The organism is Streptomyces sp. NPDC058257, from assembly GCF_042881845.1.
In the GTDB taxonomy this organism is placed as follows: Bacteria; Actinomycetota; Actinomycetes; order Streptomycetales; family Streptomycetaceae; genus Streptomyces.
The window spans coordinates 94969-116055 of the sequence record NZ_JBHVXJ010000025.1; the positions used below are offsets into that span (position 1 = coordinate 94969).

Below are 21087 nucleotides of genomic sequence, written 5' to 3' on the forward strand. Positions count from 1 at the left end.
CTGGCCCGAGCGAAAGCGTTCGATGGGCTGGTTGATCAGGCGATGACGGGGACGGTCTCGCCGCGGTCGGTGGACCAGTTGGTGACGATGGGCTTGTCGACGTCGGCGGGCTCGGGGAGCTTGAGTTCGGCCGGGTTGGGGTCGTCGTCGGTGAGGGAGACGATGACGCTCTCGAACTGGATGCCGCCGTCACTCTTGGTGGTCTTGGGGCTGATGCCGGTGTAGGCGACGGCGGATCCGGTGAGCTCGATGGGGTCTTCGCCGCCCTGCCCGACCGGGGAGGCGGCGCCTTCGGCGCCCGAGCCGAAGGACACGCTGGGGGTGTTGACGTCCAGGTAGCAGCTGATGCCGGACTTGGCCTTGGCGGCGACGAGGTAGTAGCCGCCGGCCTGGGATTCCTCGGTGAGCGTGAAGGTCACGTCGTTGGTGCCGCAGGCCTGTCCGTAGCCGCCCTTCTTGTCGTCGCCGGTCCCGGAGCCGGTCTTGTCCTTGGCGTCGCTGGAGCCAGAGCCAGAGCCAGAGCCAGAGCCGGAGCCGGAGCCGGCGTCTGCGTCGGAGCCGCTGGACGAGCTGTCCTTGGCGGGGCTCTCGGTCTTGCCGCTGTCGGCGGTGGAGGAGGCCGTGGAGGTGTCGGCGCTCGCGGTGTCGTCGGGGCCGCACGCGGTGGCGGTGGCGGCGAGAGCCGTCACGGCCGCCGCAGCCAGGATGAGGCGGGTGGACCGGGCGGTACGACGCGAGCGCATGAGGTTCTCCAGGGGCTGTCGGTGGCGGTGTCTCCTGCTGACACCTCGACATTAGGGCCGCCTTGATCCTCAAGTGGTCCTGGGAATGTCCGCGTTCTGTCTCAGCAACCACGCTTGCACGAAGCGGCGTTGGGTGCCCGGCCCCAGTTGCCGAGGACCCGCACGGTCCGCGGCTCGGGACCGGGTGAGACAGCTTCTGACCCGGGGCCGTCGCGTGAAGCGGGCGGGTTCGGGCGAGTGGCGCTCAGTGCGGCGGGGGCAGGGCCCGCGCCGCGTGGTCGACCGGTACGTCACCCGGCGGCCCCTCGCCCGAACGGCCCCGCCGCGCCTGCGCCCCCGCGCCCCCCGGGTGACGCTGGGCCTGCCACGTGGCCGATCCGGAGGTGCAGCATGGGTTCCCGAATGGGTTCCGTACGACGGGCTCTCGTGTTGGCGCTCGTGCCGCTGCTGGTCGGGGTCTCGGCGGCCTGCGGAGGGCCCGGGGGCGGCAGTGACGGGGCGACCGAGCGGGCGCGGCCCGCCGAGCAGGGCTTCGAGCACCCCGGCGTGCTCGTCAGCGAGGCGCAGCTGAAGCGCGTGCGCGCCCACGTCGAGGCGCGCGAGCAGCCCTGGCTGACGGCGTTCGAGCGGATGCGGGACAGTAAGTACGGCGCCGCCGACTACAAGGCCAAGCCGTACGCCGTCGTCGAGTGCCCGCCCGACACCCGCCCCGGACAGGGCTGCGTGGAGGAGCGCGAGGACGCCATCGCCGCGTACACCCAGGCCCTCCTCTGGAACATCACCGGCGAGCGCGCGCACGCGAAGAAGGCCGTGCAGATCATGGACGCCTGGTCGGAGGTGATCACCCGGCACACGGAGGCCAACGCGGGCCTCCAGACGGCCTGGGCCGCCTCATCGTGGGCACGCGCCGCCGAGGCCGTGCGCTACACCTACGACGGCTGGAGCGACGGCGAACTCCTGCGCTTCGAGCGGATGCTGCGCAACGCCTATCTGCCGCAAGTGCGCGACGGAGCGGCCGATTTCAACGGCAACTGGGATCTCCTGATGGCCGACGCGACCATCAGTATGGCCGTCTTCCTCAACGACCACGAGTCCTTCGAGAAGGCGGTGACGCACTTCAGGGCCCGCGTGCCCGCCTACTTCTATCTGAAGTCGGACGGACCGCTGCCCGTCTCGCCCGCGGGCAGTGGCATCAACACTCCGGAGAAGCTCCAGAAGTACTGGTTCGGGCAGCAGACCTTCGCCGACGGGCTCTCCCAGGAGACCTGCCGCAACTTCAAGCACGCCAGCTACTCGCTCGCGGCCACCGCGCACATCGCCGAGACCGCCTGGCACCAGGGCGTGGACCTGTACGGCGAGGTCAAGGAGCGGCTGCGGGCCGCCTTTGAGTTCCACTCCAAGTACCAGCTGGGCGCCAAGGCACCCCAGTGGCTGTGCGGCGGCAAGGTGCAGCGCGACATGGGGCCCGACACCGAGGTCGGCCTCAACCACCTGCGGGACCGGCTGAAGCTTGACCTGCCGGAGACGGAGAAGCTCACGCGGAAGGGGCGGCCCGAGGGGACGGACGATCTGTTCGTGGCCTGGGAGACGCTGACGCATGCCGAGAACGCGTGAGCGGTGGGCTCCGTTCGCCGGTGGTTCTCAGCCGGTTCGCTTTCACCGCCCCCGATGGCGTAGAGTTGCATTCAACGGCGCGGGGTGGAGCAGCTCGGTAGCTCGCTGGGCTCATAACCCAGAGGTCGCAGGTTCAAATCCTGTCCCCGCTACTAAAGACCGAAGGCCCGGATCCATTACTGGATCCGGGCCTTCGGTGTTTTTTGCGTAAGTGTGCGTGCGGTGCGTAGTTTCATGGTCACTATGAGTCGTCTGCGAATCGTGCTGTCGGTGGTGCTGCTCGCCGCCTGTGCGCTGTTCGTCGGCGCGTGCCACGGCCCCCACGGTCTCGCCCCTGCGGGAACCAGCGTGGTCGCTCCGGCCCACCACGTCTGTCCGGGAGCGGGGCACGCCGAGCACGCGGGTGCCGGGCGGCAGGCCGCTGGGGCGTCGGCCGAGCGGAAGCGGGGCGAGCGCGGGAGCGGCGGACGGACGGCGGCGTGGCCGTTCGTGCGGTGGAGCGGGTGGCAGAGCGGCGGGGCGAGCGGACGGGCGGAGTGCGCGCGGACGCGGGCCGGGCCGCCGCTCGCGGGGCAGCGGCTTCTCGTCGCCATCGGGGTGGACCGGAACTGACGGGTGCGCAGTGCGCGCGTCCCCCGTACCGAGTACCCGAGAGCCCGAAGGGCATCACGTACATGATCAGCAAGCTTCAGCCCGCGGCAGCCGCCGTGGGGAACACACCCGTGCTCTGGATCGACGAGCCGTCCCCCGACGGCGGGCGCGGCTACTGGGCCAAGCTGGAGGGCTTCAACTTCGGCGGGATCAAGGACCGCGCCGCCCTCCACATGGTCGAACGGGCACGGGCGCGCGGCGAGCTGCGGCCCGGCGCGCCCATCGTCGAGTCGACGTCCGGCACGCTCGGGCTCGGTCTCGCGCTCGCCGGGGTGCGATGGGGGCATCCCGTGCACATCGTCACCGACCCGGGCCTCGAACCCATCGTGGAGCGGATGCTGGCCGCGCATGGGGCTCGGGTGCATGTCGTACGCGAACCCTGTGGCGAGGGCGGGTGGCAGCAGGCGCGGGTGGACCGGGTCGGCGAGCTGATGGCGGTCCTGGGGGAGGGGGCCGCCGAGACGGGTGGGGCGTGGTGTCCGGATCAGTACAACAACCCGGACAATCCGGCCGCTTACGGCGGGCTGGCCGCTGAACTCGTCGAGCAGCTGGGCCAGTTCGACGTGCTCGTCTGCGCGGTCGGGACCGGCGGGCACTCGGGCGGGATCGCGCGGGCGCTGCGGGGCGGGGCCCTGCCGGGTCTTGAGCTGGTGGGCGTGGACAGCGTCGCCTCCACGATCTTCGGGCTCGCCGCGGGGCCGCGGCTCATGCGGGGGCTCGGCTCCTCCATCCATCCGGGGAACGTCGACCACGACGCCTTCGACGAGGTCCACTGGGTCGGTCCTGCCGAAGCCGTGCACGCGGCCCGGCGGCTCGCGGCCCGGCAGTTCGCCACCGGGGGCTGGAGCGTGGGGGCGGTGGCGCTCGTGGCCGGCTGGCTGGCCCGGACGCGACCGCGCGGGACACGGATCGCCGCGGTCTTTCCCGACGGGCCGCAGCGGTACTTCGACACGGTGTTCAGCGATGAGTTCTGCGCGGGGCACGGCCTGTTGGGAGGGGGTGCGGTGGGTGCGGTGCCCTCAGCCCCGCAGGAGGTGGCCGGGCCGGGGGAGTGGGTGACCGGGTGGTCGCGGTGGTGTCCGCGGCGGCGGTCCCGGTGCGCGCTGGTGGGCGGGGTCGAGAGGGAGACGGGTGGCGTCCAGTGAGTCACGTCTGGCGCCGGGCGCGTGCGTTCGATCCGGCCGTGCGGCTCCTCTTCGTCAATCAGTTCACCATCAACCTCGGCTTCTACATGCTGATGCCCTACCTGGCGGCGCATCTGTCGGGCGGCCTCGGGCTCGCCGCCTGGGCGGTCGGACTGGTGCTCGGCGTGCGCAACCTCTCCCAGCAGGGCATGTTCCTGGTCGGCGGCGCGCTGGCCGACCGCCTCGGCTACAAGCCCCTGATCGTCGCGGGCTGCGCCCTGCGCACCATCGGCTTCGGCGCGCTCGCCTTCGCACAGACGCTGCCCGTCCTGATCGCCGCGTCGGTGGCGACCGGGCTCGCGGGGGCGCTGTTCAATCCGGCGGTACGGGCGTACGTCGCCGCCGATGCCGGGAACGAGGAGCGGCGCGTCGAGGCGTTCGCCCTGTTCAACGTCTTCTACCAGGGCGGAATCCTGCTCGGCCCGCTCGTCGGGCTCGCGCTCACGGGGATCGACTTCCGGGTGACGTGCGCGGTCGCGGCGGCGCTGTTCGCCGTGCTGTCGGCGGTGCAGGTGCTGCGGCTTCCCGTACGGCACCGGGCTGCCGTCGTGGAGGCGCAGGGGCAGGGACAGGAGCAGGAGCGAGGGCAGTGGCGGGTGGTGCTCGGCAACCGGTCCTTCTGGCTCTTCTCGCTCGCCATGACCGGGTCGTACGTCCTGTCCTTCCAGGTCTATCTCGCGCTGCCCTTGGAGGTGGCGCGCCTGGTGGGGGACGGCACCGCGGGAACCGTCGCGACGAGTGCGCTGTTCGTGGTCTCGGGGCTCGTCGCGCTTGCCGGGCAGCTGAGGATCACGGACCTGTGCCGGCGTACGTGGACGCGGCAGCAGTGTCTGGTCGCGGGGCTCGGGCTCCTCGGGGCGTCGTTCCTGCCGCCCGCGCTCGGCGGATCGGGGTACGTCGGGGTCGCGGGGCTGCTGGTGTGCGCGGCGGGACTCGCCGGGGCGACGGCCGTGCTCTACCCGTTCGAGATGGAGACGGTCGTCGCGCTGTCCGGCGGCCGGTGGGTGGCCACGCACTACGGCCTCTACAACACGGTGTGCGGCATCGGCATCACCGTGGGGAACCTCGCGACCGGCGCGCTCCTCGGCGCCACCCGGTCCGCGCCCGCTGTGCTGTGGCTCGGCCTCGCCGCCCTGGGCGCCACCTGCGCGCTCGCCCTGCGCGGCCTCTCCCGGACGGGCCGCCTCGCCCCGCAGCCGGCCGGGGCGCCCTGACCCGGGCTAACCCGGTCGGCCCAACACCGGTCGCCCCGCGCCGTCGCTCCGGGAACCCTGGACGAGCGTGGTCATGGATCTGGTCCTGGCCGCGGGATTCGGCAGGAGAAGACCGGTGGGGCAGCGAGGAGGAAGCGGCGGCCGAGGGGAGGGGGTGGCGGGCATGGGGTCGGGAGTGGGCGCGAGTGCGGGCACGAGCGGAGGGAAGCGTGCGGGCGGCGAGTCCGCGGGCCGAGGTCCCGGCAGCCAGGGTCCCGGCGGTCGAGGTCCCGGCAGCCGAGGTCCAGGCGGTCGAGGTCCCGGCAATCGGCCGCGCGGGGCTTCAGGCAAGAGCCCCACTGTCCGGCGCGAGCGGGCGTTCGTACGGGCGCTTCCCCTGCTGCTCATCGTCGTAGGGGTCGTCTACGACATCTCGACCCCGCCCGAATTCACCGCCGCGCCCCTCTTCACCGCCGCCCCGCTCATCGCCGCTCCCTTCTACTCGCTGCTCAGCACCACCGTCATCGGCCTCTGTGCCTCCGTCGCCGTGCTCGGCCTGCACTTCAAGGCCGACACCGGCTCCGAAGTCGATGCCGTCACCGAGGTGTTCACCGTGGTGACCGTCGCCGTGCTCGCCGTCCTCATCAACCGCGTCGTGCGCCGCGGCGACGAACAGCTCGCCTCCGCCCGTTCCATCGCCGAGGCCGCCCAGCGCGCCGTACTGCCGCAGCCGGATCCCCGGATCGGCGGGCTCGATGTCGCGGCGCGGTACGAGGCCGCGGAGGCCGACGCGTTCATCGGGGGTGATCTGTACGCCGTTCAGGACACCCCGCACGGCGTACGCGTCATCGTCGGCGACGTACGGGGCAAGGGAATGGGCGCGGTGGCGGCCGTCGCCGTCGTCATCGGGGCGTTCCGGGAGGCCGCCGAGCAGGAGACCACGCTGGAGGCGGTGGCGCAGCGCCTTGAGCGTGCGCTCGCGCGTGAGGGCACGCGGCGCGACGGGCTCGACGACTTCGAGGGGTTCACCACCGCCATCCTCGCGGAGATCCCGCACAGCGACGGTCTCGTACGCCTCATCAACCGCGGGCACCCGGGGCCACTGCTCCTGCGCGGCGACGGGCGGCTGTGCGTCCTGTCGGCGACCGAGCCCGCGCTGCCGCTCGGGATGGGCGAACTGGGTGCCTGGCCGGACCGCGCGGACGAGACGGAGTTCCCGCCGGGGGCGATGCTCCTGCTCCACACCGACGGGCTCTCCGAGGCGCGTGACAGCCGGGGCGAGTTCTACGATCCCGCCGCCCGGCTCGGCGGCCGGATCTTCCCGGGACCCAACGGCCCGGACACGCTCCTCGCCACGCTGACCGAGGAGGTGCGGCGGCACACCGGGGGCGGGACGACCGACGACATGGCGCTGCTCGCGGTGCGGCGGCCGTTGGCGACGGGTGACGCCGGAACTGATGCCACGAGAGCCGATGCCACGAGAACCGATGCCACAGGGACCGACGGCACAGGGACCGATGCCACAGGGCCCGATGTCACACGCCGTGACTGAAGGGCACCACTCCGCATAACAACTGACGTACCGTCAAGGAGATGTGAAGCTCCGGTGTGTGAAGAAGTGGGGTCAACTCGCCCCGTTCCGGCCACCAGTGTCCCGGTAAGTACCGGCCAGATCCGTTAACGATCAACTGGAACAGCTTGGAATACGACCCCGCTGTCTATTAACGTTCGATAACGCAGCGCGGTCGTCCCAACCGACACTCGAGTCGGCTCCGCGCGCACGCGCCTAATCCCGCAAGGGAGCCGGGGAACCACTAATTGGGGTGAATCGGTCATCTGTGCATCCGTGCCAGATGCTCGTAGGAGACCTTCCTGCTCCGAACCCGTCAGCTAACCCGGTAGGCGAGAAGGAAGGAAAGGAGTGCGCCCCGGTGGCGTCCAACCGCCCTGCCCCCCAAGGCACTTATGTACCGAATGATGATGATTTCGGCGGGTACGACGACAATTCCTGGGAGGAATGGAATCCCACCGAGGAGTCCGTCCGCCCGGTTCGCGGCAGGCACCGCGTCCACAAGCGGGGCGGTGGCGGGCTCGCCCGCAGCTCCACGGTTCTCGGCGTAGGCGTCATCGCCGCTGTCGGCGCGGGCGGCATCGCCACCGCGCAGGGCGGCAAGCCCCCGGTCTCCATAGAGATGCCGGACCTCTCGGCCGTCACGGACTCGCTGCCGGAGGCCAAGTCGCTCCCGGGCGTGGGGTCTTTGATATCCGACGGTTCCGATTCCTCCGACTCGGCCGCCGCGGAGAACGGCGTCGCGGTGGCCGCCGCGCCGCTGAGCGCCGCCGGTCTCAGCACCGCCGACACCGAGCAGGGCTCCACGGACGCGGGCGAGGCGCTGCGGGCCCGCATCATGGAGCAGGCCGAGAACCAGCAGGACCAGGCGGACGACGCGGTCCAGAAGGCGGCCGAGGAAGCCGCCGTCAAGCAGGCGGCCGCACAGGCCGCCGCCAAGCAGACCGCGGCCGAGAAGAAGATCGCCGCCGAGAAGGCCGCCGCGAAGAAGAAGGCCGAGGCGGAGGCCAAGAAGAAGGCCGAGGCGGAGCGCCTGGCCAAGCTCGCGAAGAGCTACACACTGCCCGTCGGCTCGTACACGCTCACCGGCACCTTCGGTCAGCCCGGCTCCATGTGGTCCTCCGGCTACCACACAGGCCTGGACTTCGCGGCTCCGACGGGTACGCCGATCAAGGCCATCCACTCCGGCACCATCAAGGAGGCCGGCTGGGCGGGGGCGTACGGCTACCGCACGGTCCTGGAGCTCGACGACGGCACCGAGCTGTGGTTCTGCCACCAGTCGTCGATGAGCGTCAGCGTCGGCCAGAAGGTCACCACCGGCGAGGTCATCGGCCGCGTCGGCGCGACCGGCAACGTGACGGGGGCCCACCTCCACCTGGAGGTCCACCCGGGCGGCGACTCGACCGGAGTGGACCCGGCGGCGTGGCTGCGCGGCAAGGGCCAGTCGCTCTGATCCGGTCGTTCTGATCCACCGCTCTGATCCGGTCACTCTGAAGCAGCCTCCGAACTCCGGCGGTCCTGGCGACAACCCCCCGACGTCAGGGCTGCCGGTTCGGCGTGCCCGCTCCGCTCCGATCTCGTGCCGCTGTACGGAATGCGACGCTCTGTAAGGGCGTTGTCTCCCTCATGACTTCTCTCCGCAGACTCGGCTCGTCCGACCTCGATGTCTTCCCGCTCGCCCTGGGCGGCAACGTCTTCGGCTGGACGGCCGACGAGGCGCGGTCCTTCTCCGTGCTCGACGCCTACACAGCCGCCGGCGGCAACTTCATCGACACCTCCGACGTCTACTCGGCCTGGGTGACCGGCAACAAGGGCGGCGAGTCCGAGCACGTCATCGGCGACTGGCTCGCCGCACGCGGCAACCGTTCCGATGTCGTGCTCGCCACGAAGGTCGGCGCCCACCCCGATTTCAAGGGTCTGTCCGCGGACACCATCAAGTCCGGTGCCGAGGAGTCGCTGCGCCGCCTGCGCACGGACTACATCGACCTCTACTACACGCACTACGACGACCCGACCGTCTCCGTGGAGGAGATCATCGGCGCGCTCGACGACCTGGTGACATCCGGCAAGGTCCGCGCCATCGCCGCCTCCAACGTGACCGCGGAGCGGCTCCAGGAGTTCCTCGACTTCTCCGACCGCGAGGGCCTCGCGCGCTACGCGGCCTTGCAGCCGCACTACAACCTCGTCTCGCGCGACACGTACGAGGGCTCGCTCCAGGAGGTCGCATCGCGCTCCGGCCTGGCCGCCGTCCCGTACTACGCGCTCGCCTCCGGCTTCCTGACCGGCAAGTACCGTCCGGGCACGCAGGTCGAGAGCGCGCGGGCCGCGGGCGCCGGCAAGTACCTGGAGACCGAGCGGGGCCGACGGGTGCTCGCCGCGCTCGACGAGGTCGCTCAGGCCCGCGGCGCCGAGGTCGCGACCGTGGCCCTGGCATGGCTCGCGGCTCAGCCGACGGTGGCGGCGCCGATCGCGTCGGCCCGTACGGTCGAGCAGCTGCCCGCGCTGCTCGCGGTGGGGGAGCTCGAACTGACGGAGGCCGAGGTGGCGACGCTCACGGTGGCTTCCGCCTAGCCGCGGTAGGGGTTGTACGCGGGGTAGGGCATGGCGGGCTGGGCGTACGGATATCCGTAGGGCGGTTGGTACGGCCGCGCGTATGACTGCGGGTACGGCTGCGGGTACCCGTACGGCTGCGGGTGCTGCGGGTACCCGTACGGCTGCGGCATCGGTACGAGCACCGGTGCCGTCGCGCGCGCGGCGTAGGCGAGTGCGGGCCGTGCCGCCTCGCGGCGCTCCCACAGCGCGTGCAGCAGCTCCCGCTCCCGTACGACGAAGTCGGCGCCCGCGCGGCCCCTCCGACCCCGGTGCCGCAGGAGCGCGAGGGAGGTCGCGTACGTCTCGTACTGGGCGACCGCGCGCGCCGCGGCCTTGCCCTGCGTGTACGAGGCGTAGTCGCGGGCGAGCGTGCGGGCGCGCATCGTGCCCAGCGCGTACGGCTCGGGCGCGGTGAGCCAGCCCGCGAGCGCGTACGCGGGCAGTTCCGCGCGCACGACGCGCAGGCCGCGCTGCCTGATCCAGATCACCAGCCAGGTGAGCAGGCCGAACGACGGCAGCATGAAGAGCGCATACACGGCGAAGAAGCCGTAGTCCCCGAAGCTCGCCGAGCCGTTCCACAGGGCGTGCAGGCCCATCGCCAGGAGGAGTCCGCCGACCGGGAGCAGGACGCGGCGCCAGTTCTGCCGGTCGGCGCTGAGCGCGGCGACGCCGAAGCCGATGCCGGTGAGCACGGTGAAGAGCGGGTGCGCGAAGGGCGACATCACGACGCGTACGAAGAAGGTCGCCGCGGTCACGGACGCGAGCCCGGTCCCGCCGTTGAGCTGGTCGGTGCCGAAGGCGCTGCCGAGATAGAGGATGTTCTCGGTGAACGCGAAGCCGGTGGCGGTCACTCCGGCGATCACCACGCCGTCGACGATGCCGGTGAACTCGCGTCTGCGGAAGAGGAAGACGAGCAGGACGGCCGCGGCTTTCGCGCTCTCTTCGACGATCGGCGCTATGACCGTCGCCCCGAGGTTGTCCGCGCTGGTGGGGTCGGCCGTGGCGGTGGCTATCCAGCGGGTCGCGAAGCTGTTGGCGACGATCGCTATGAGGGCCGCGGCGCAGGCGCCCCAGGCGAAGGCGAAGAGCAGGTTCCGCCAGGGGCCCGGCTGGACCCGTTGCAGCCAGCGGAATGCGGCCACCAGGAGCGGCACGGGCAGCGTCGCGAGGCCGAGCCCGACCAGGAAGCCCCGGGTGCCGGTCTGTTCCCGGACCAGGGCCAGGATCACGAGGCCGGACAGGGCGAGCAGCGTGACCAGGGCGGCCGCGCGTATCGCCCGCCGCTGCCACCAGCGCGCGTGCCGCAGCCCGGCGGGCCCTGCGGGGGGCATCGGGTGCGGGTGCGGAGAACTGGTGGCCACGCCTTGACCCTAACGAGGGACGGGGGCGGGCCGCGACGGTGTCTCAGGCCCCGTGGCCGATATCTCCGGTATCTCGGGCCTCCTGGCCGGACGCACGGCGGAACAGCAGGTCATGGACCACATGTCCCTTGTCCAGGCCCTGGCCCTCGAATCGGGTGAGGGGGCGGAAGGAGGGGCGTGGCGCGTAGCCGCCGTCGGCCCGGGTGTTCTCGAAGGCGGGGTGCGCGGTGAGCACCTCCAGCATCTGCTCGGCGTACGGCTCCCAGTCGGTCGCGCAGTGCAGCACGGCGCCGGGCCTCAGGCGGGGCGCCGCGAGGTCGAGGAAGTCGGGCTGGATGATGCGGCGCTTGTGGTGGCGGGCCTTGGGCCACGGGTCGGGGAAGTAGACGCGGAGGCCGGTGAGGGAGGCGGGCGGGAGCATTTCGCGGAGCAGGATGACGGCGTCGCCGTTCGCGACGCGGATGTTGTCAAGGCCGTTCCGCTCGGCGAGGCCGAGGAGGTTTCCCTGGCCCGGGGTGTGCACGTCGACCGCGAGGATGCCGGTGTCCGGATCGTCGGCCGCCATCTGGGCGGTGGCCTCGCCCATGCCGAACCCGATCTCGAGTACGACGGGTCGCTCACCGCCGAACAGCTCGGCGAGGTCGAGGGTGCGCTGCCCGTCGATGTCCAGTCCCCACTTGGGCCACAGGCGCTGAAGCGCGTCCGCCTGGCCTGCGGTTACTCGGCTCCGCCGGGGCTGGAAGCTGCGGATCCGGCGCTCGAAGTGCGACCCGGCGGGGTCGGGGGCGGGGCCCTGCGGGAACCGGGGCTCGCCCTTCGGGCGCGGGGAGCGGGGGGCGCTGGGGTGGGTGGGTGAGTCAGACACAGTGGGGGGATTTTATCTGTCCCCAACCCCGCCCCTTCCCGGCTGTGAAACTTGCGGCTCCGCCGCGGGCCGCTTGGCGCGGGGGCCCTGTGCCTTGCGCGTGCCGTCATCACCGGCTTCGCCGAGTTCGTCCTCAAGCGCCGGACGGGCTGAAAGATTTCAGCCCGTCCGGCGCTTGAGGACATCTTGTCGGGGGCCCAGGGGCGGAGCCCCATGGTTTCGGGAAGGGGCGGGATTGGGGAGAGCCCCGCAGGGCCAGCCCCTACAGCAACTGCAACACCCGCCGGGCGACCTCCCGCCCGATCGGCAGCGAAGCCGTAGCCGCGGGCGAGGGGGCGTTGAGCACATGCACAGCCCGCGCCCCCTCCTGGATGAGGAAGTCGTCGACGAGCGTCCCGTCCCGCAGAACGGCCTGCGCCCGCACTCCCGCGGCCACCGGCACAAGATCATCAGAGGTCACCGCAGGCAGCAGCCTGCGCACCGCCGTGGTGAACGCCCCCCTGGACAGGGACCGCCGAAGCTCTCCCGCCCCATACCGCCAGTGCCGCCCGGCCATCCGCCAGGCCCCCGGCCAGCCCAGCGTCCCCGCGAGCTCCAGAGGCCGCACCACACCCCATCCATACCCCTCGCGGGCGAGCGCCGGGACCGCGTTGGGCCCCACGTGGACCCCGCCCCCGATGCCCCGCGTCAGATGCACCCCCAGGAAGGGGAAGGCCGGATCCGGCACCGGATACACCAGGCCCCGCACCAGCTCGGGCCGCGCCAGATCGAAGTACTCCCCCCGGAAGGGCACGATCCGCATCCCGGGGTCGTCACCGGCGAGCATCGCCACGCGGTCGCAGTGCAGACCCGCGCAGTTGACGAGGACCTTCCCCCGCACCACCGAACCGTCGGCCGTGCGAACGGCGACACCGAGCGTCTCGCGCCGGTCGATGCGGACGACGTCCGCCCCGTACCGGACGTCCGCTCCCGAGGCGTCCGCGAGCACCTGCGCCACCGAGCCGTAGTCACAGATCCCCGTGGAACCGACCTGGATGGCGGCGAGCCCCCGCACCTCGGGTTCGTACTCCGAGATCTGTGCGGGGCCGAGCTCCCGCACCGGAATGCCGTTCTCCCTGCCGCGCTGGACGAGTCCGTGCAGGCGGGGCAGCTCGGAGCGCTCCGTGGCGACGATCAGCTTGCCGGTGACCTCGTGCGCGATGCCGTACTCCGCGCAGAACTTGACCATTTCGGCGGCGCCCCGCACCGCGTACCGCGCCTTCAGGGAGCCGGGGCGGTAATAGATCCCGCTGTGGATCACTCCGCTGTTGCGTCCCGTCTGGTGTTGGGCGGGGCCCGACTCCTTCTCCAGGACGGTGACCCGTGTCCCCGGCGCGGCGCGCGTGATGGCATACGCCGTCGACAGGCCGACGATCCCGCCACCGATCACCAGCACATCACAGTCGTACGTCACGGCCCGGACCATCCCGCATCACCTCCCACCCCGATAGTGCACTGCGCCACTGACAACGCCCCCAAACCCGGCGAGGACCGCAGGGTTACAGGGCGCGGAAATGCTGTTGCCGTTTCGGCGGCGCATGGCGGCTTATGTGGGTGCATGCGGGACATCTCGGGCGGCCCTCGACCATTACCCGAACCCTTACGCGGGAGCCATGAGCAGTGGCCGCGCCCGCTCCCGCAGCTCCACCACCCTCGGCTCGTCCCCGTACGGCTCCAGGCGGTGCAGCAGGTCCTTCACGTACTCCGTGGTCCGCGCGGACGAGATGCGCCCCGCGACCTCGAGCGCGCGCGTGCCCTGCTCGCAGGCCGCGTCCAGATTCCCCGACTCCAGTTCGGCGACCGCCGAGACCACGAGCCGCAACCCGTGCGAGCGCACGAACTCCTCCGTCGGCCGCGAAAGCGCCTGCTCCGTGAAGCGCCGCACCTGGCGGGGCGCCTTCAGGTCGCGGTAGCACTCGGCGGCGTCCGCCGCGAAGCGGTCGTATCCGTAGAACCCGAGCCACGACGGGTCGTTGTCACCGTCCCTGGCCCGCTCCAGCCATCCCTCGGCCGCCCGCAGCGCCGCCCCGGCGGCCTGCGCGTCATTGGCGCGTGCGTGCGCGCGTGCCTCGACGAGGCGGAAGAAGCTCATCGTGCGTGCGGTGGCCAGACCGCGGTTGCGCTCCAGGGCGGCCTGCGCGAGGTCGACGCCCTCGTCGCCGAAGCCGCGGTAGGTCGCCTGGAGGGACATGGAGGCGAGGACGTACCCGCCTAAGGGCACGTCGGCGGCCGCGCGGGCCAGGCGCAGGGCCTGGATGTAGTAGCGCTGGGCCGCTTCCTGCTGGCCGGTGTCGAACGCCATCCAGCCGGCCAGGCGCGTCAGCTCGGCCGACGCCCCGAAGAGCGAGCGGCCCACCTCGTCCGAGTACGAACCGAGCAGCAGGGGCGCCGCCTCGACCCGCAGGCACTCGGGGACCATCGACGAACGCCAGTCGCCGCCGCCGTACTTGGAGTCCCAGCGGCGGGCGTCCTCGGCGGCCTCCCGCAGTTTCAGCACGTCGCTGTGGCCGACCTTGATCGACTGCCCGCTGTGGGCGCTGTTCGTGCCGTCATCGGTGAGGCCCACGTCGTGCGGCTCGTCCAGGACGACGTCACGGGCGACCGAGCTGTCGGCCGGGGTTATCAGCCAGCGCGAGGCGGGCGTCGCGTACGCGCTCACCGCGAAGGAGCCTGCGAGGGACTGCCAGATGCCGCCGCTGCCCGCGCGCCTGCCCGCCAGATCGAGGCGGTAGAGCTCGGTGGCCGACTTGACCGCGGCGCCCACGTCGCGCGGGAAGGCCAGGCCCACCTCAGGCGCTGGATCGGCGTCCGCGAGCCCGATCTCGTGCAGCGGCACGGGGCGGCCGAGCTTCTGCCCGATGGCCGCGGCGATGAGATGCGGGGCGGCGCCCTGCGGCACCATGCCCTTGGACACCCACCGGGCCACCGACGTCTTGTCGTAACGAAGCGTCAACCCGCGTTGGGCACCGAGGTCGTTGACCCTGCGCGCGAGTCCCGCATTGCTGATTCCCGCGAGGGCGAGAACGGTGCCGAGCTTTTCGTTCGGCCCGCGTTGCTCCCTGGACATGGCCACCCCTCGACACAGACGGCTGCCGTGCGGTGGCTTGACCGCGCGGCATTCGTGCTGCGTTCCCCCAGGGACAGCGGCGTCCGCGACTACGACCGCCGTGGCTGGGAACTTCGGCCGCAAGAGCATTTGGCCGAGCCCCCAGGTATATGCCTCCGCGAAAACATCAGCACACACAGCGTAGTTCGCCGAATCCCAAGCGTTAAGAGGCGCAGATCCGGATGGCGAGATTGTTGCCGGTGGCGAAGCGCGGGAGCGCCGGGGTGTGCTCCGGGTGTGTGGCCGTGCGCCTGCGTGTGCGCTCTTCTCCGGCCATAAGGGGAGCGCTTCCATAGATGGTGCGTGGGTCGGCCCGCTGCGCTGGAGTCAGCGGGCTGGGGGACGCCGCCGCCTCCATCCCCGCGGGCGGCGGACCAGTCCGGGGGGCGAACGAACGCCTCCCGGACTGTGTGTTGCCACTTACGGTTCCGTCACGCGAGCGTCATCCGCTGATTTGGCTGAAAATCGCCTCTTCGGAGGTGGGGGTATTGCACCCCCGAACAAGCGAAAGGGCATGGTCGTGCCCTTCAAGTACTGCTCCCCCGGGGCGGATTAAGGGGAGCGCGAGCACCCCCATAGGCACTCCCGCGCGCCTCCTTCGTGGCAGCATGGGACCCCAGTTCTTCGATGCGCTGGTTGTCCACAGGCTGTGGAGGCAACAATGCGGTGGTTGGTGGGGTGGAGCAGCACTGCCGCGAAACCCTCGGTGGTGGGCTCGGCCGGGGCCACCGGTGAGAACGGCGAGACCGTTCATCCGGTGGGCTCCCAACTCCTCTGGGGCGACCCGGATCCGCTCTGGGCGGTGGGTGACTGGCGCTCCGACGAGGTGCGCACGGTCACGGCCGACGAGCAGACCCGCATCGCGGTCCTCGGTACCTGCGGTGCGAGCGACGAGGAGCTCAGGGTCGGTCTGTTCGCGGCCCGCGGTGGCGCCCTGCGGCATCTGACCGCGTGGTCCGGCAGCTACACCGCGGTCGTGCAGGTCGGGCGCCGCGTCATGGTCGCCGGTGACCTCGCGGGGGCGCGCCCCGTCTTCTACACCCCCTGGGCCTCCGGCACGGCCTTCGCGACGGCCGCGCTGCCTCTCGCCGACCTCATCGAGGCCCACCTGGACATCGGCCACCTCGCCGCGCTGCTCGCCGCGCCCGACGTGCCGGAGGCGCTGCACGACTCGACGCCCTACCAGGGCGTGCGGCGCGTGCCCCCGGGGCACGCCCTGATCCTGCGCGCCGGCGCACGGGAGATCGCCGGGTACGAACACGTGGCGTCCCTCGCGGTCGCCGCACCCGCCGCCGACGCGACCGCCGCGGTGGACGGCGTCCGTGACGCCCTCGTGGAGGCGGTACGCACCCGACTCGGCGCCCCGCGGCACGTCCCCGGAGCGGACGTCGACCCGGGTCCCGTGCCCGGCATGGGGCCCGCCGAGCGGCGGGCGGCACGCGGGATGCCGGTGCCGGGCATCGGCGCCGACCTCTCCGGAGGGCCCGCGTCCGCCACCCTCGCGCTGCTCGCCGCCGGTCTCCCCGGGATGCCGGGAACGGTCCTCGGCCACGGCACGGGCGCGGGGGAGCGGCTCCTCGCCGTCACCTTCAACGACCTGGCGAGCAACGGCCGCGAGGCCGAGCTGGAGCGGGCGGGCGCCATCGCGGCCAACCCGCGCCTGCACCACGTAGTGGTGACCGCGGGCGAAGAGGCCCTTCCCTACGCGGACTTGGAAGGCCCTCTGACGGACGAGCCGAGCTCCGCCCTCGTCACGGCCCAGCGCCACCGCGCGCGGCTCATCTCGGGCAGCGCGGACCACTTCACGGGGTACGGCGCCCGACAGGTGCTCGACGCCCATCCGGCCCGCCTCGCCGACCTCCTGATGGACCGCAGACGGCGCCATCTGGTGCGCCCCGTCGCGGCGTTGGCGAAGGCGGACGGCTCCCCGGGCTCCGTCATGGTCCCCGCGCGCGTGTACGGCGCCGCGCGCAAACTCTCCCGGATGCCGTACCGCGCGGGCGTCGAATCACTCGCCGACCGTCTTCTTCAGCGCCGCTTCGACGAACCGGGCGGCGCGGTGGGTGCGTCGATGGCCGCCCTCGCGTGGGCCAGGCCGGGGCCCGCGGCGCGCTGGCTGACGGGCGAGGCATTGGCTGAAGTATCGGTTCGTCTCCAGGACACGACCGGGCGCCCCGGCGCCGGACCCGGCCAGCGCCCCGGCGAATTCCGTGCCCGCGCGGCGCTCGCCCGGCACGCGGCGGACCTGCGCGTCCTGGAGCAGGCGGCCGAGGTCCGCTTCCAGCGCCTGCACGCGCCGTTCCTGGACAACCAGGTGGTCCGGGCCTGCCGCGCGCTCCCCGTCGCCCTGCGCGTCCAGCCGGGCGCCCGCGCGGCCATCCTGCGTACGGTCCTGGAAGGCGCCGGAGTGGCCGAACTGCCGCCCGGCTGGGGCGCACCGTCCCACGCGTCGTCCGCCGCGGCGGCGCGTACGGGCCTGCGGGTGGCCCTCGACGACCTGCTGTCCCTGTTCGACACGCCCCTGCTCGCGCAGGCGGGCCTGGTGGAGGCCCGCGTGGTCCGCAAGGCCCTGCGCGCGGCGGCGGAGGGCGAACCACTGCCCCTCGACGGCCTGGCGGACCTGGTCGCCACGGAACTGTGGCTGCGCCGCCTGCTCTCCCGCCGGGGAACGTGCTGGACGGGCACACCCGCACGGCAGCGGGCCGTCCCTACGGGGAGTGTGGTGCCGGAGAGGGGAGCGTTGGGGGCGGGGCGGTAGCGGGGGCAGGGGAGGTCTGGCGCGCCCGAGGAGAGGAAACCCCCGCGCTCCGACCCGCCATACCAGCGAGAATGACCCGGTGCGGTACAGAATCCTGGGCGCCACCGAGGCGTACGACGAACAAGGGGCACCCCTGCCCGTCGGCGGCCGACGGCTCCGCGCCCTGCTGGCGACCCTCGCGCTCCGCGCCGACCGCACCGTCCCCGTGGAAACCCTCATCACGGAGGTGTGGGCACAGGACGACGAGCCCCCCGCCGACGCCCCCGCCGCCCTCCAGGCCCTCATCGGCCGCCTGCGCCGAGCCCTCGGCAAGAACGCCATCGCGTCGGAACTCGGCGGCTATCGCCTCACCGCCCTCCCCGAAGACGTCGACCTGCACCGCTTCGAACGCCTCGTACGTGAGGGCAGGGCGGCCCTGGACCGTCAGGACCCCGCGTCGGCCGCCCGCACCCTCCGTGAAGCGCTCGCCCTGTGGCGCGACCCCGCCCTCGCCGACCTGCCCGACCGCGGCGCGGCCACCCGCCCAGAAGCGCTGCTCGCCGAGGCCACTCGCGCGCGCGTGGAGGCGGATCTGCTCCTGGGCGGCGCCTGTGACGTCGTACCGGAGCTGAGGGAGCTCACCGCAGCTCAGCCGTACGACGAAGCGCTGCACGCCCTCCTGATCCGCGCCCTGCGCGACGCGGGCCGCGGCGCCGACGCCCTGGCCGCGTACGAGAGCGCGCGCCGCACACTCGCCGACGCCCTCGGCGCCGACCCGGGCCCGGAACTCCGGGCGCTGCACGCGCAACTGCTCGACCCGGCCGCCGACGGACGAGAGGGACTTGAGGAGCGGCCTCAGCGGCCTCAGCGAGCAGGCAACCTCCGCCCCCGCCTGACCTCTTTCGTCGGCCGGGAACCCGAACTCGCCGCCATCCGTTCAGATCTGCGACAAGCCCGCCTGGTCACCCTCACCGGCCCCGGCGGCTCCGGAAAGACCCGCCTCGCCGAGGAAGCCGCCGTCGGGCATCCGCAGGCATGGCTGGCCGAGCTCGCCCCGCTCGATCGGCCCGAGGCGGTCGCCGGCGCTGTCGTCAGCGCGCTCGGTCTGCGCGAGACCGTGCTGATGACCAGCGAGTTGACGGTTCCGCAGGACGACCCGGTCGCCCTGCTCGTCGAGTACTGCGCCCCGCGCAGCCTGCTCCTGCTCCTTGACAACTGCGAGCATGTCATCGGCGCCGCGGCCGACCTCGTCCAGACCCTCCTCACGCGCTGCCCCGGCCTCACCGTCGTCGCCACCAGCCGCGAACCCCTGGGCGTGCCCGGCGAGTTCGTCCGCCCCGTCGAGCCCCTCCCGCCCGACCCGGCGCACCGCCTCTTCACCGAGCGCGCCATGGCCGTGCGGCCGGACTTCGCCCCGGAGGAGGACGCCGACGCCGTCGCCGAGATCTGCCGCCGCCTGGACGGCCTCCCGCTCGCCATCGAGCTGGCCGCGGCCCGGCTGCGCCTGCTCACCCCCCGGCAGATCGCCGACCGCCTCGACAACCGCTTCCGCCTCCTCACCAGCGGCAGCCGCACGGTCCTGCCCCGCCAGCAGACCCTGCGTGCCGTCGTCGACTGGTCCTGGGACCTGCTCGACGAGCCCGAGCGGACCGTGCTGCGCGAGGTGTCCGTCTTCGCGGGCGGCTGGGACATCGAGGCGGCCGAGGCGGTCTGCACCGGGCCCGCCGCCGACCTCATCGGCGCCCTCGTGGACAAGTCCCTGCTCATCGCCGAGCCCACGGCCAGGGGCGACATGCGGTATCGCATGCTGGAGACCATCCACGAGTACGCCTCCGAGCGGGCCGCCCAGACGCCGGCCCTGCGCACCGCGGCGGGTCACCGCCACACCGCGTACATCCGCGCCCTGATCGAAAAGGCCGATCCCTTGCTCCGCTCCGCGGACCAACTCCCGTGGATCCAGCGCCTGGAGACCGACCTGGACAACATCCGGGCGGCCCTGCAGCGCACGGTCGAGGCCCACGAGGAGGAAGCGGCCCTGGCGATCACCCTGGGCATCGGCTGGTTCTGGTGGCTGCGGAACTACCGCCGAGAGGGCACGGAGTGGGTCGCCCGGATCCTGCGCCTGGCACCACCGATGCCCCCGCCCGAAGAGCCGGACGGCCTCCCCGCCGCCACGGACGCCGCCACCACGGACGCCGCCACCACGGACGACCCGCTCTACTGGCCGTGGATGAGCCTGCGCATGCTGCACCTCTTCCTGGTCATGGAGGCAAGGGAGAAAGAGGCTTTCACGGGGGACGAGGGCCGTGCGTACGTCGGGCGGGTGCGGGACGCCTTCGCGCGGCCGGTCCCGGCGGCGGCCCGTTTCCCCGGTCTCATCTGGCCGTTCACGGTCTTCTTCCTCGACAGCATCGAGGACACCAAGCCCCATATGGACGCGGCGGTCGCCAACTGCCGTGAGTTCGGCGGGGACTGGGAGCTCGGCGTCAGCCTGATGTTCCGCGCGCACGTCGCGGTCGACGCGCCCGGCCATCTGACCGGCGTCGACGAGGACCTCGCGGAGCTGCGCATACTGAGCGGACGGGCGGGTGACCGCTGGATGCGCGCCCAGGTGTCCAGCGCGGCGGGCGAGGCCGCGATGGCCCGCAGCCGGCACGACGAGGCCCGCGCCGAGTACGAGGAAGCGCTCCGGCTCGCCTACGAGGTGGGCGCCTACGCCGAGGCACCCTTCCTGATCGTCCGGCTCGCCGAGATCGCGTACCGCAAGGGCCAGCGCGACGTGGCGGCGAAGGCCCTCCACGAGGCGGGCATGGAGGCCGACCGCTACGGCGTTGCGGACTCCCGGGCGTTCATGCGGATGTTCCAGTCGCTGATGGCACTGGACGACGGCGACATCGCCAGGGCCCGCGCCCTGTGCGACGAGTCCCGCGCCGACGCCGGGCGCGGCACCCCGCCGCCGCAGTTCGAAGCGGACCTCCGAAGCCTGGAGGCCAAGGTCGTGGCCGCCGAGTCGGGCCCGGAGCGGGCGCTGCCGGTGCTCGCCGAAGGCCTGCGGATGGCCCTGGAGAGCAAGTGCGCGGAGCTGGTCGTCGCGTCGTTGGTGGACGGCGGAGCCAGCCTCGTGAGCAGGCTCGGCAACCACGCGCGCGCGGTCCGCCTGCTGGCTTTCGGCACCGGGCTGCGCAGCGGCTTCCCGCGCCCGATGCCGGGGCTCGCCGAGGCCGAACAGGTCGAGAAGGCGGCGCTCGCCGCACTCGGCCCCCGCCGGTACGAGGCCGAGCGCGCCGCGGGTGCCGAACTCACCGCCGAGGGCGCCCTCGCTGAGCTGAGCTGAGCTGAACCGGACCCGGCTGGACCGGACCCGGCTGGACCGGACCGGAGCCTACGTAGCGCGGCGCACGTGCAGATGCCTGCGTACGGACACCTGCGTAC

At 72.4% G+C, this 21087-nt stretch carries 14 protein-coding genes, 1 tRNA gene and 1 riboswitch; of the genes, 10 read left to right on the top strand and 5 right to left on the bottom strand.

Annotated elements, in window-relative coordinates; all coding sequences use genetic code 11:
- Positions 1-35: 35 nt before the first annotated feature.
- Positions 36-743 carry a hypothetical protein gene (locus tag ACFVXC_RS37540; RefSeq protein WP_389915107.1) on the bottom strand — a complete coding sequence of 236 codons (708 nt, stop codon included), beginning with the start codon at positions 741-743 and terminating at the stop codon, positions 36-38.
- Positions 744-1133: 390 nt separating this feature from the next.
- Between ACFVXC_RS37540 and ACFVXC_RS37545 the strand changes: the two genes are divergently transcribed.
- The 8 genes from ACFVXC_RS37545 (at position 1134) to ACFVXC_RS37580 (ending at position 9526) form a co-directional block, all read left to right on the top strand.
- The gene (locus ACFVXC_RS37545; protein WP_389915110.1) at positions 1134-2357 is read left to right on the top strand and encodes an alginate lyase family protein; all 1224 of its coding nucleotides are present in this window, start codon (positions 1134-1136) and stop codon (positions 2355-2357) included.
- 78 nt (positions 2358-2435) lie between these two features.
- Positions 2436-2509: transfer RNA gene (locus tag ACFVXC_RS37550), tRNA-Met, on the top strand.
- Positions 2510-2600: 91 nt separating this feature from the next.
- Entirely contained in the window at positions 2601-2969 is a 369-nt protein-coding gene (locus ACFVXC_RS37555; RefSeq protein ID WP_389915113.1) for a hypothetical protein, read from the top strand.
- Between the two features lie 62 nt (positions 2970-3031).
- Positions 3032-4153 (top strand): PLP-dependent cysteine synthase family protein, encoded by a 1122-nt coding sequence (locus tag ACFVXC_RS37560; RefSeq protein ID WP_389915115.1) that lies wholly within the window; start codon positions 3032-3034, stop codon positions 4151-4153.
- Positions 4150-5406: an MFS transporter gene (locus ACFVXC_RS37565; protein WP_389915118.1), complete on the top strand. Its 1257-nt coding sequence runs from the start codon at positions 4150-4152 to the stop codon at positions 5404-5406. The genes ACFVXC_RS37560 and ACFVXC_RS37565 overlap by 4 nt, the downstream gene beginning before the upstream one ends.
- Before the next feature lie 163 nt (positions 5407-5569).
- Entirely contained in the window at positions 5570-6937 is a 1368-nt protein-coding gene (locus ACFVXC_RS37570; RefSeq protein ID WP_389915121.1) for a PP2C family protein-serine/threonine phosphatase, read from the top strand.
- A gap of 221 nt (positions 6938-7158) precedes the next feature.
- Positions 7159-7305: riboswitch (cyclic di-AMP (ydaO/yuaA leader) on the top strand.
- Between the two features lie 11 nt (positions 7306-7316).
- Entirely contained in the window at positions 7317-8408 is a 1092-nt protein-coding gene (locus ACFVXC_RS37575; protein WP_389915124.1) for a M23 family metallopeptidase, read from the top strand.
- A gap of 173 nt (positions 8409-8581) precedes the next feature.
- Complete coding sequence (locus tag ACFVXC_RS37580) at positions 8582-9526, top strand: aldo/keto reductase (RefSeq protein ID WP_389915127.1); 945 nt, start codon at positions 8582-8584, stop codon at positions 9524-9526.
- On the opposite strand, the gene ACFVXC_RS37585 is transcribed toward ACFVXC_RS37580, so the two are convergent.
- From ACFVXC_RS37585 to ACFVXC_RS37600, 4 genes are all read right to left on the bottom strand, one after another.
- Positions 9523-10908, bottom strand: coding sequence for a PrsW family intramembrane metalloprotease (locus ACFVXC_RS37585; protein ID WP_389915130.1), 1386 nt, complete (start codon positions 10906-10908; stop codon positions 9523-9525). The two genes, ACFVXC_RS37580 and ACFVXC_RS37585, sit on opposite strands and share 4 nt — an antisense overlap.
- 43 nt (positions 10909-10951) lie before the next feature.
- The gene (gene trmB, locus ACFVXC_RS37590) at positions 10952-11773 is read right to left on the bottom strand and encodes a tRNA (guanosine(46)-N7)-methyltransferase TrmB (protein WP_389915133.1); all 822 of its coding nucleotides are present in this window, start codon (positions 11771-11773) and stop codon (positions 10952-10954) included.
- 262 nt (positions 11774-12035) lie between these two features.
- The gene (gene lhgO, locus ACFVXC_RS37595; protein WP_389915136.1) at positions 12036-13238 is read right to left on the bottom strand and encodes an L-2-hydroxyglutarate oxidase; all 1203 of its coding nucleotides are present in this window, start codon (positions 13236-13238) and stop codon (positions 12036-12038) included.
- 174 nt (positions 13239-13412) lie between these two features.
- A complete protein-coding gene (locus ACFVXC_RS37600) occupies positions 13413-14879 on the bottom strand; it encodes an MFS transporter (protein WP_389915139.1) in 1467 nt (488 codons plus the stop codon).
- Between the two features lie 700 nt (positions 14880-15579).
- Here ACFVXC_RS37600 and ACFVXC_RS37605 point away from each other — a divergent pair.
- Both ACFVXC_RS37605 and ACFVXC_RS37610 read left to right on the top strand, forming a co-directional pair.
- Positions 15580-17676 (top strand): asparagine synthase-related protein, encoded by a 2097-nt coding sequence (locus tag ACFVXC_RS37605; RefSeq protein WP_389915142.1) that lies wholly within the window; start codon positions 15580-15582, stop codon positions 17674-17676.
- A 79-nt stretch (positions 17677-17755) separates the two neighbouring features.
- Complete coding sequence (locus ACFVXC_RS37610; RefSeq protein WP_389915145.1) at positions 17756-20989, top strand: BTAD domain-containing putative transcriptional regulator; 3234 nt, start codon at positions 17756-17758, stop codon at positions 20987-20989.
- The last annotated feature ends 98 nt before the right edge of the window (positions 20990-21087 follow it).

Bases quoted from the DNA above. Each gene is read 5' to 3' on its own strand.
- ACFVXC_RS37540 (WP_389915107.1), bottom strand. From the start codon at position 743: ATGCGCTCGCGTCGTACCGCCCGGTCCACCCGCCTCATCCTGGCTGCG.
- ACFVXC_RS37545 (WP_389915110.1), top strand. From the start codon at position 1,134: ATGGGTTCCCGAATGGGTTCCGTACGACGGGCTCTCGTGTTGGCGCTC.
- ACFVXC_RS37555 (WP_389915113.1), top strand. From the start codon at position 2,601: ATGAGTCGTCTGCGAATCGTGCTGTCGGTGGTGCTGCTCGCCGCCTGT.
- ACFVXC_RS37560 (WP_389915115.1), top strand. From the start codon at position 3,032: ATGATCAGCAAGCTTCAGCCCGCGGCAGCCGCCGTGGGGAACACACCC.
- ACFVXC_RS37570 (WP_389915121.1), top strand. From the start codon at position 5,570: ATGGGGTCGGGAGTGGGCGCGAGTGCGGGCACGAGCGGAGGGAAGCGT.
- ACFVXC_RS37580 (WP_389915127.1), top strand. From the start codon at position 8,582: ATGACTTCTCTCCGCAGACTCGGCTCGTCCGACCTCGATGTCTTCCCG.
- lhgO (WP_389915136.1), bottom strand. From the start codon at position 13,238: ATGGTCCGGGCCGTGACGTACGACTGTGATGTGCTGGTGATCGGTGGC.
- ACFVXC_RS37600 (WP_389915139.1), bottom strand. From the start codon at position 14,879: ATGTCCAGGGAGCAACGCGGGCCGAACGAAAAGCTCGGCACCGTTCTC.
- ACFVXC_RS37605 (WP_389915142.1), top strand. From the start codon at position 15,580: ATGCGGTGGTTGGTGGGGTGGAGCAGCACTGCCGCGAAACCCTCGGTG.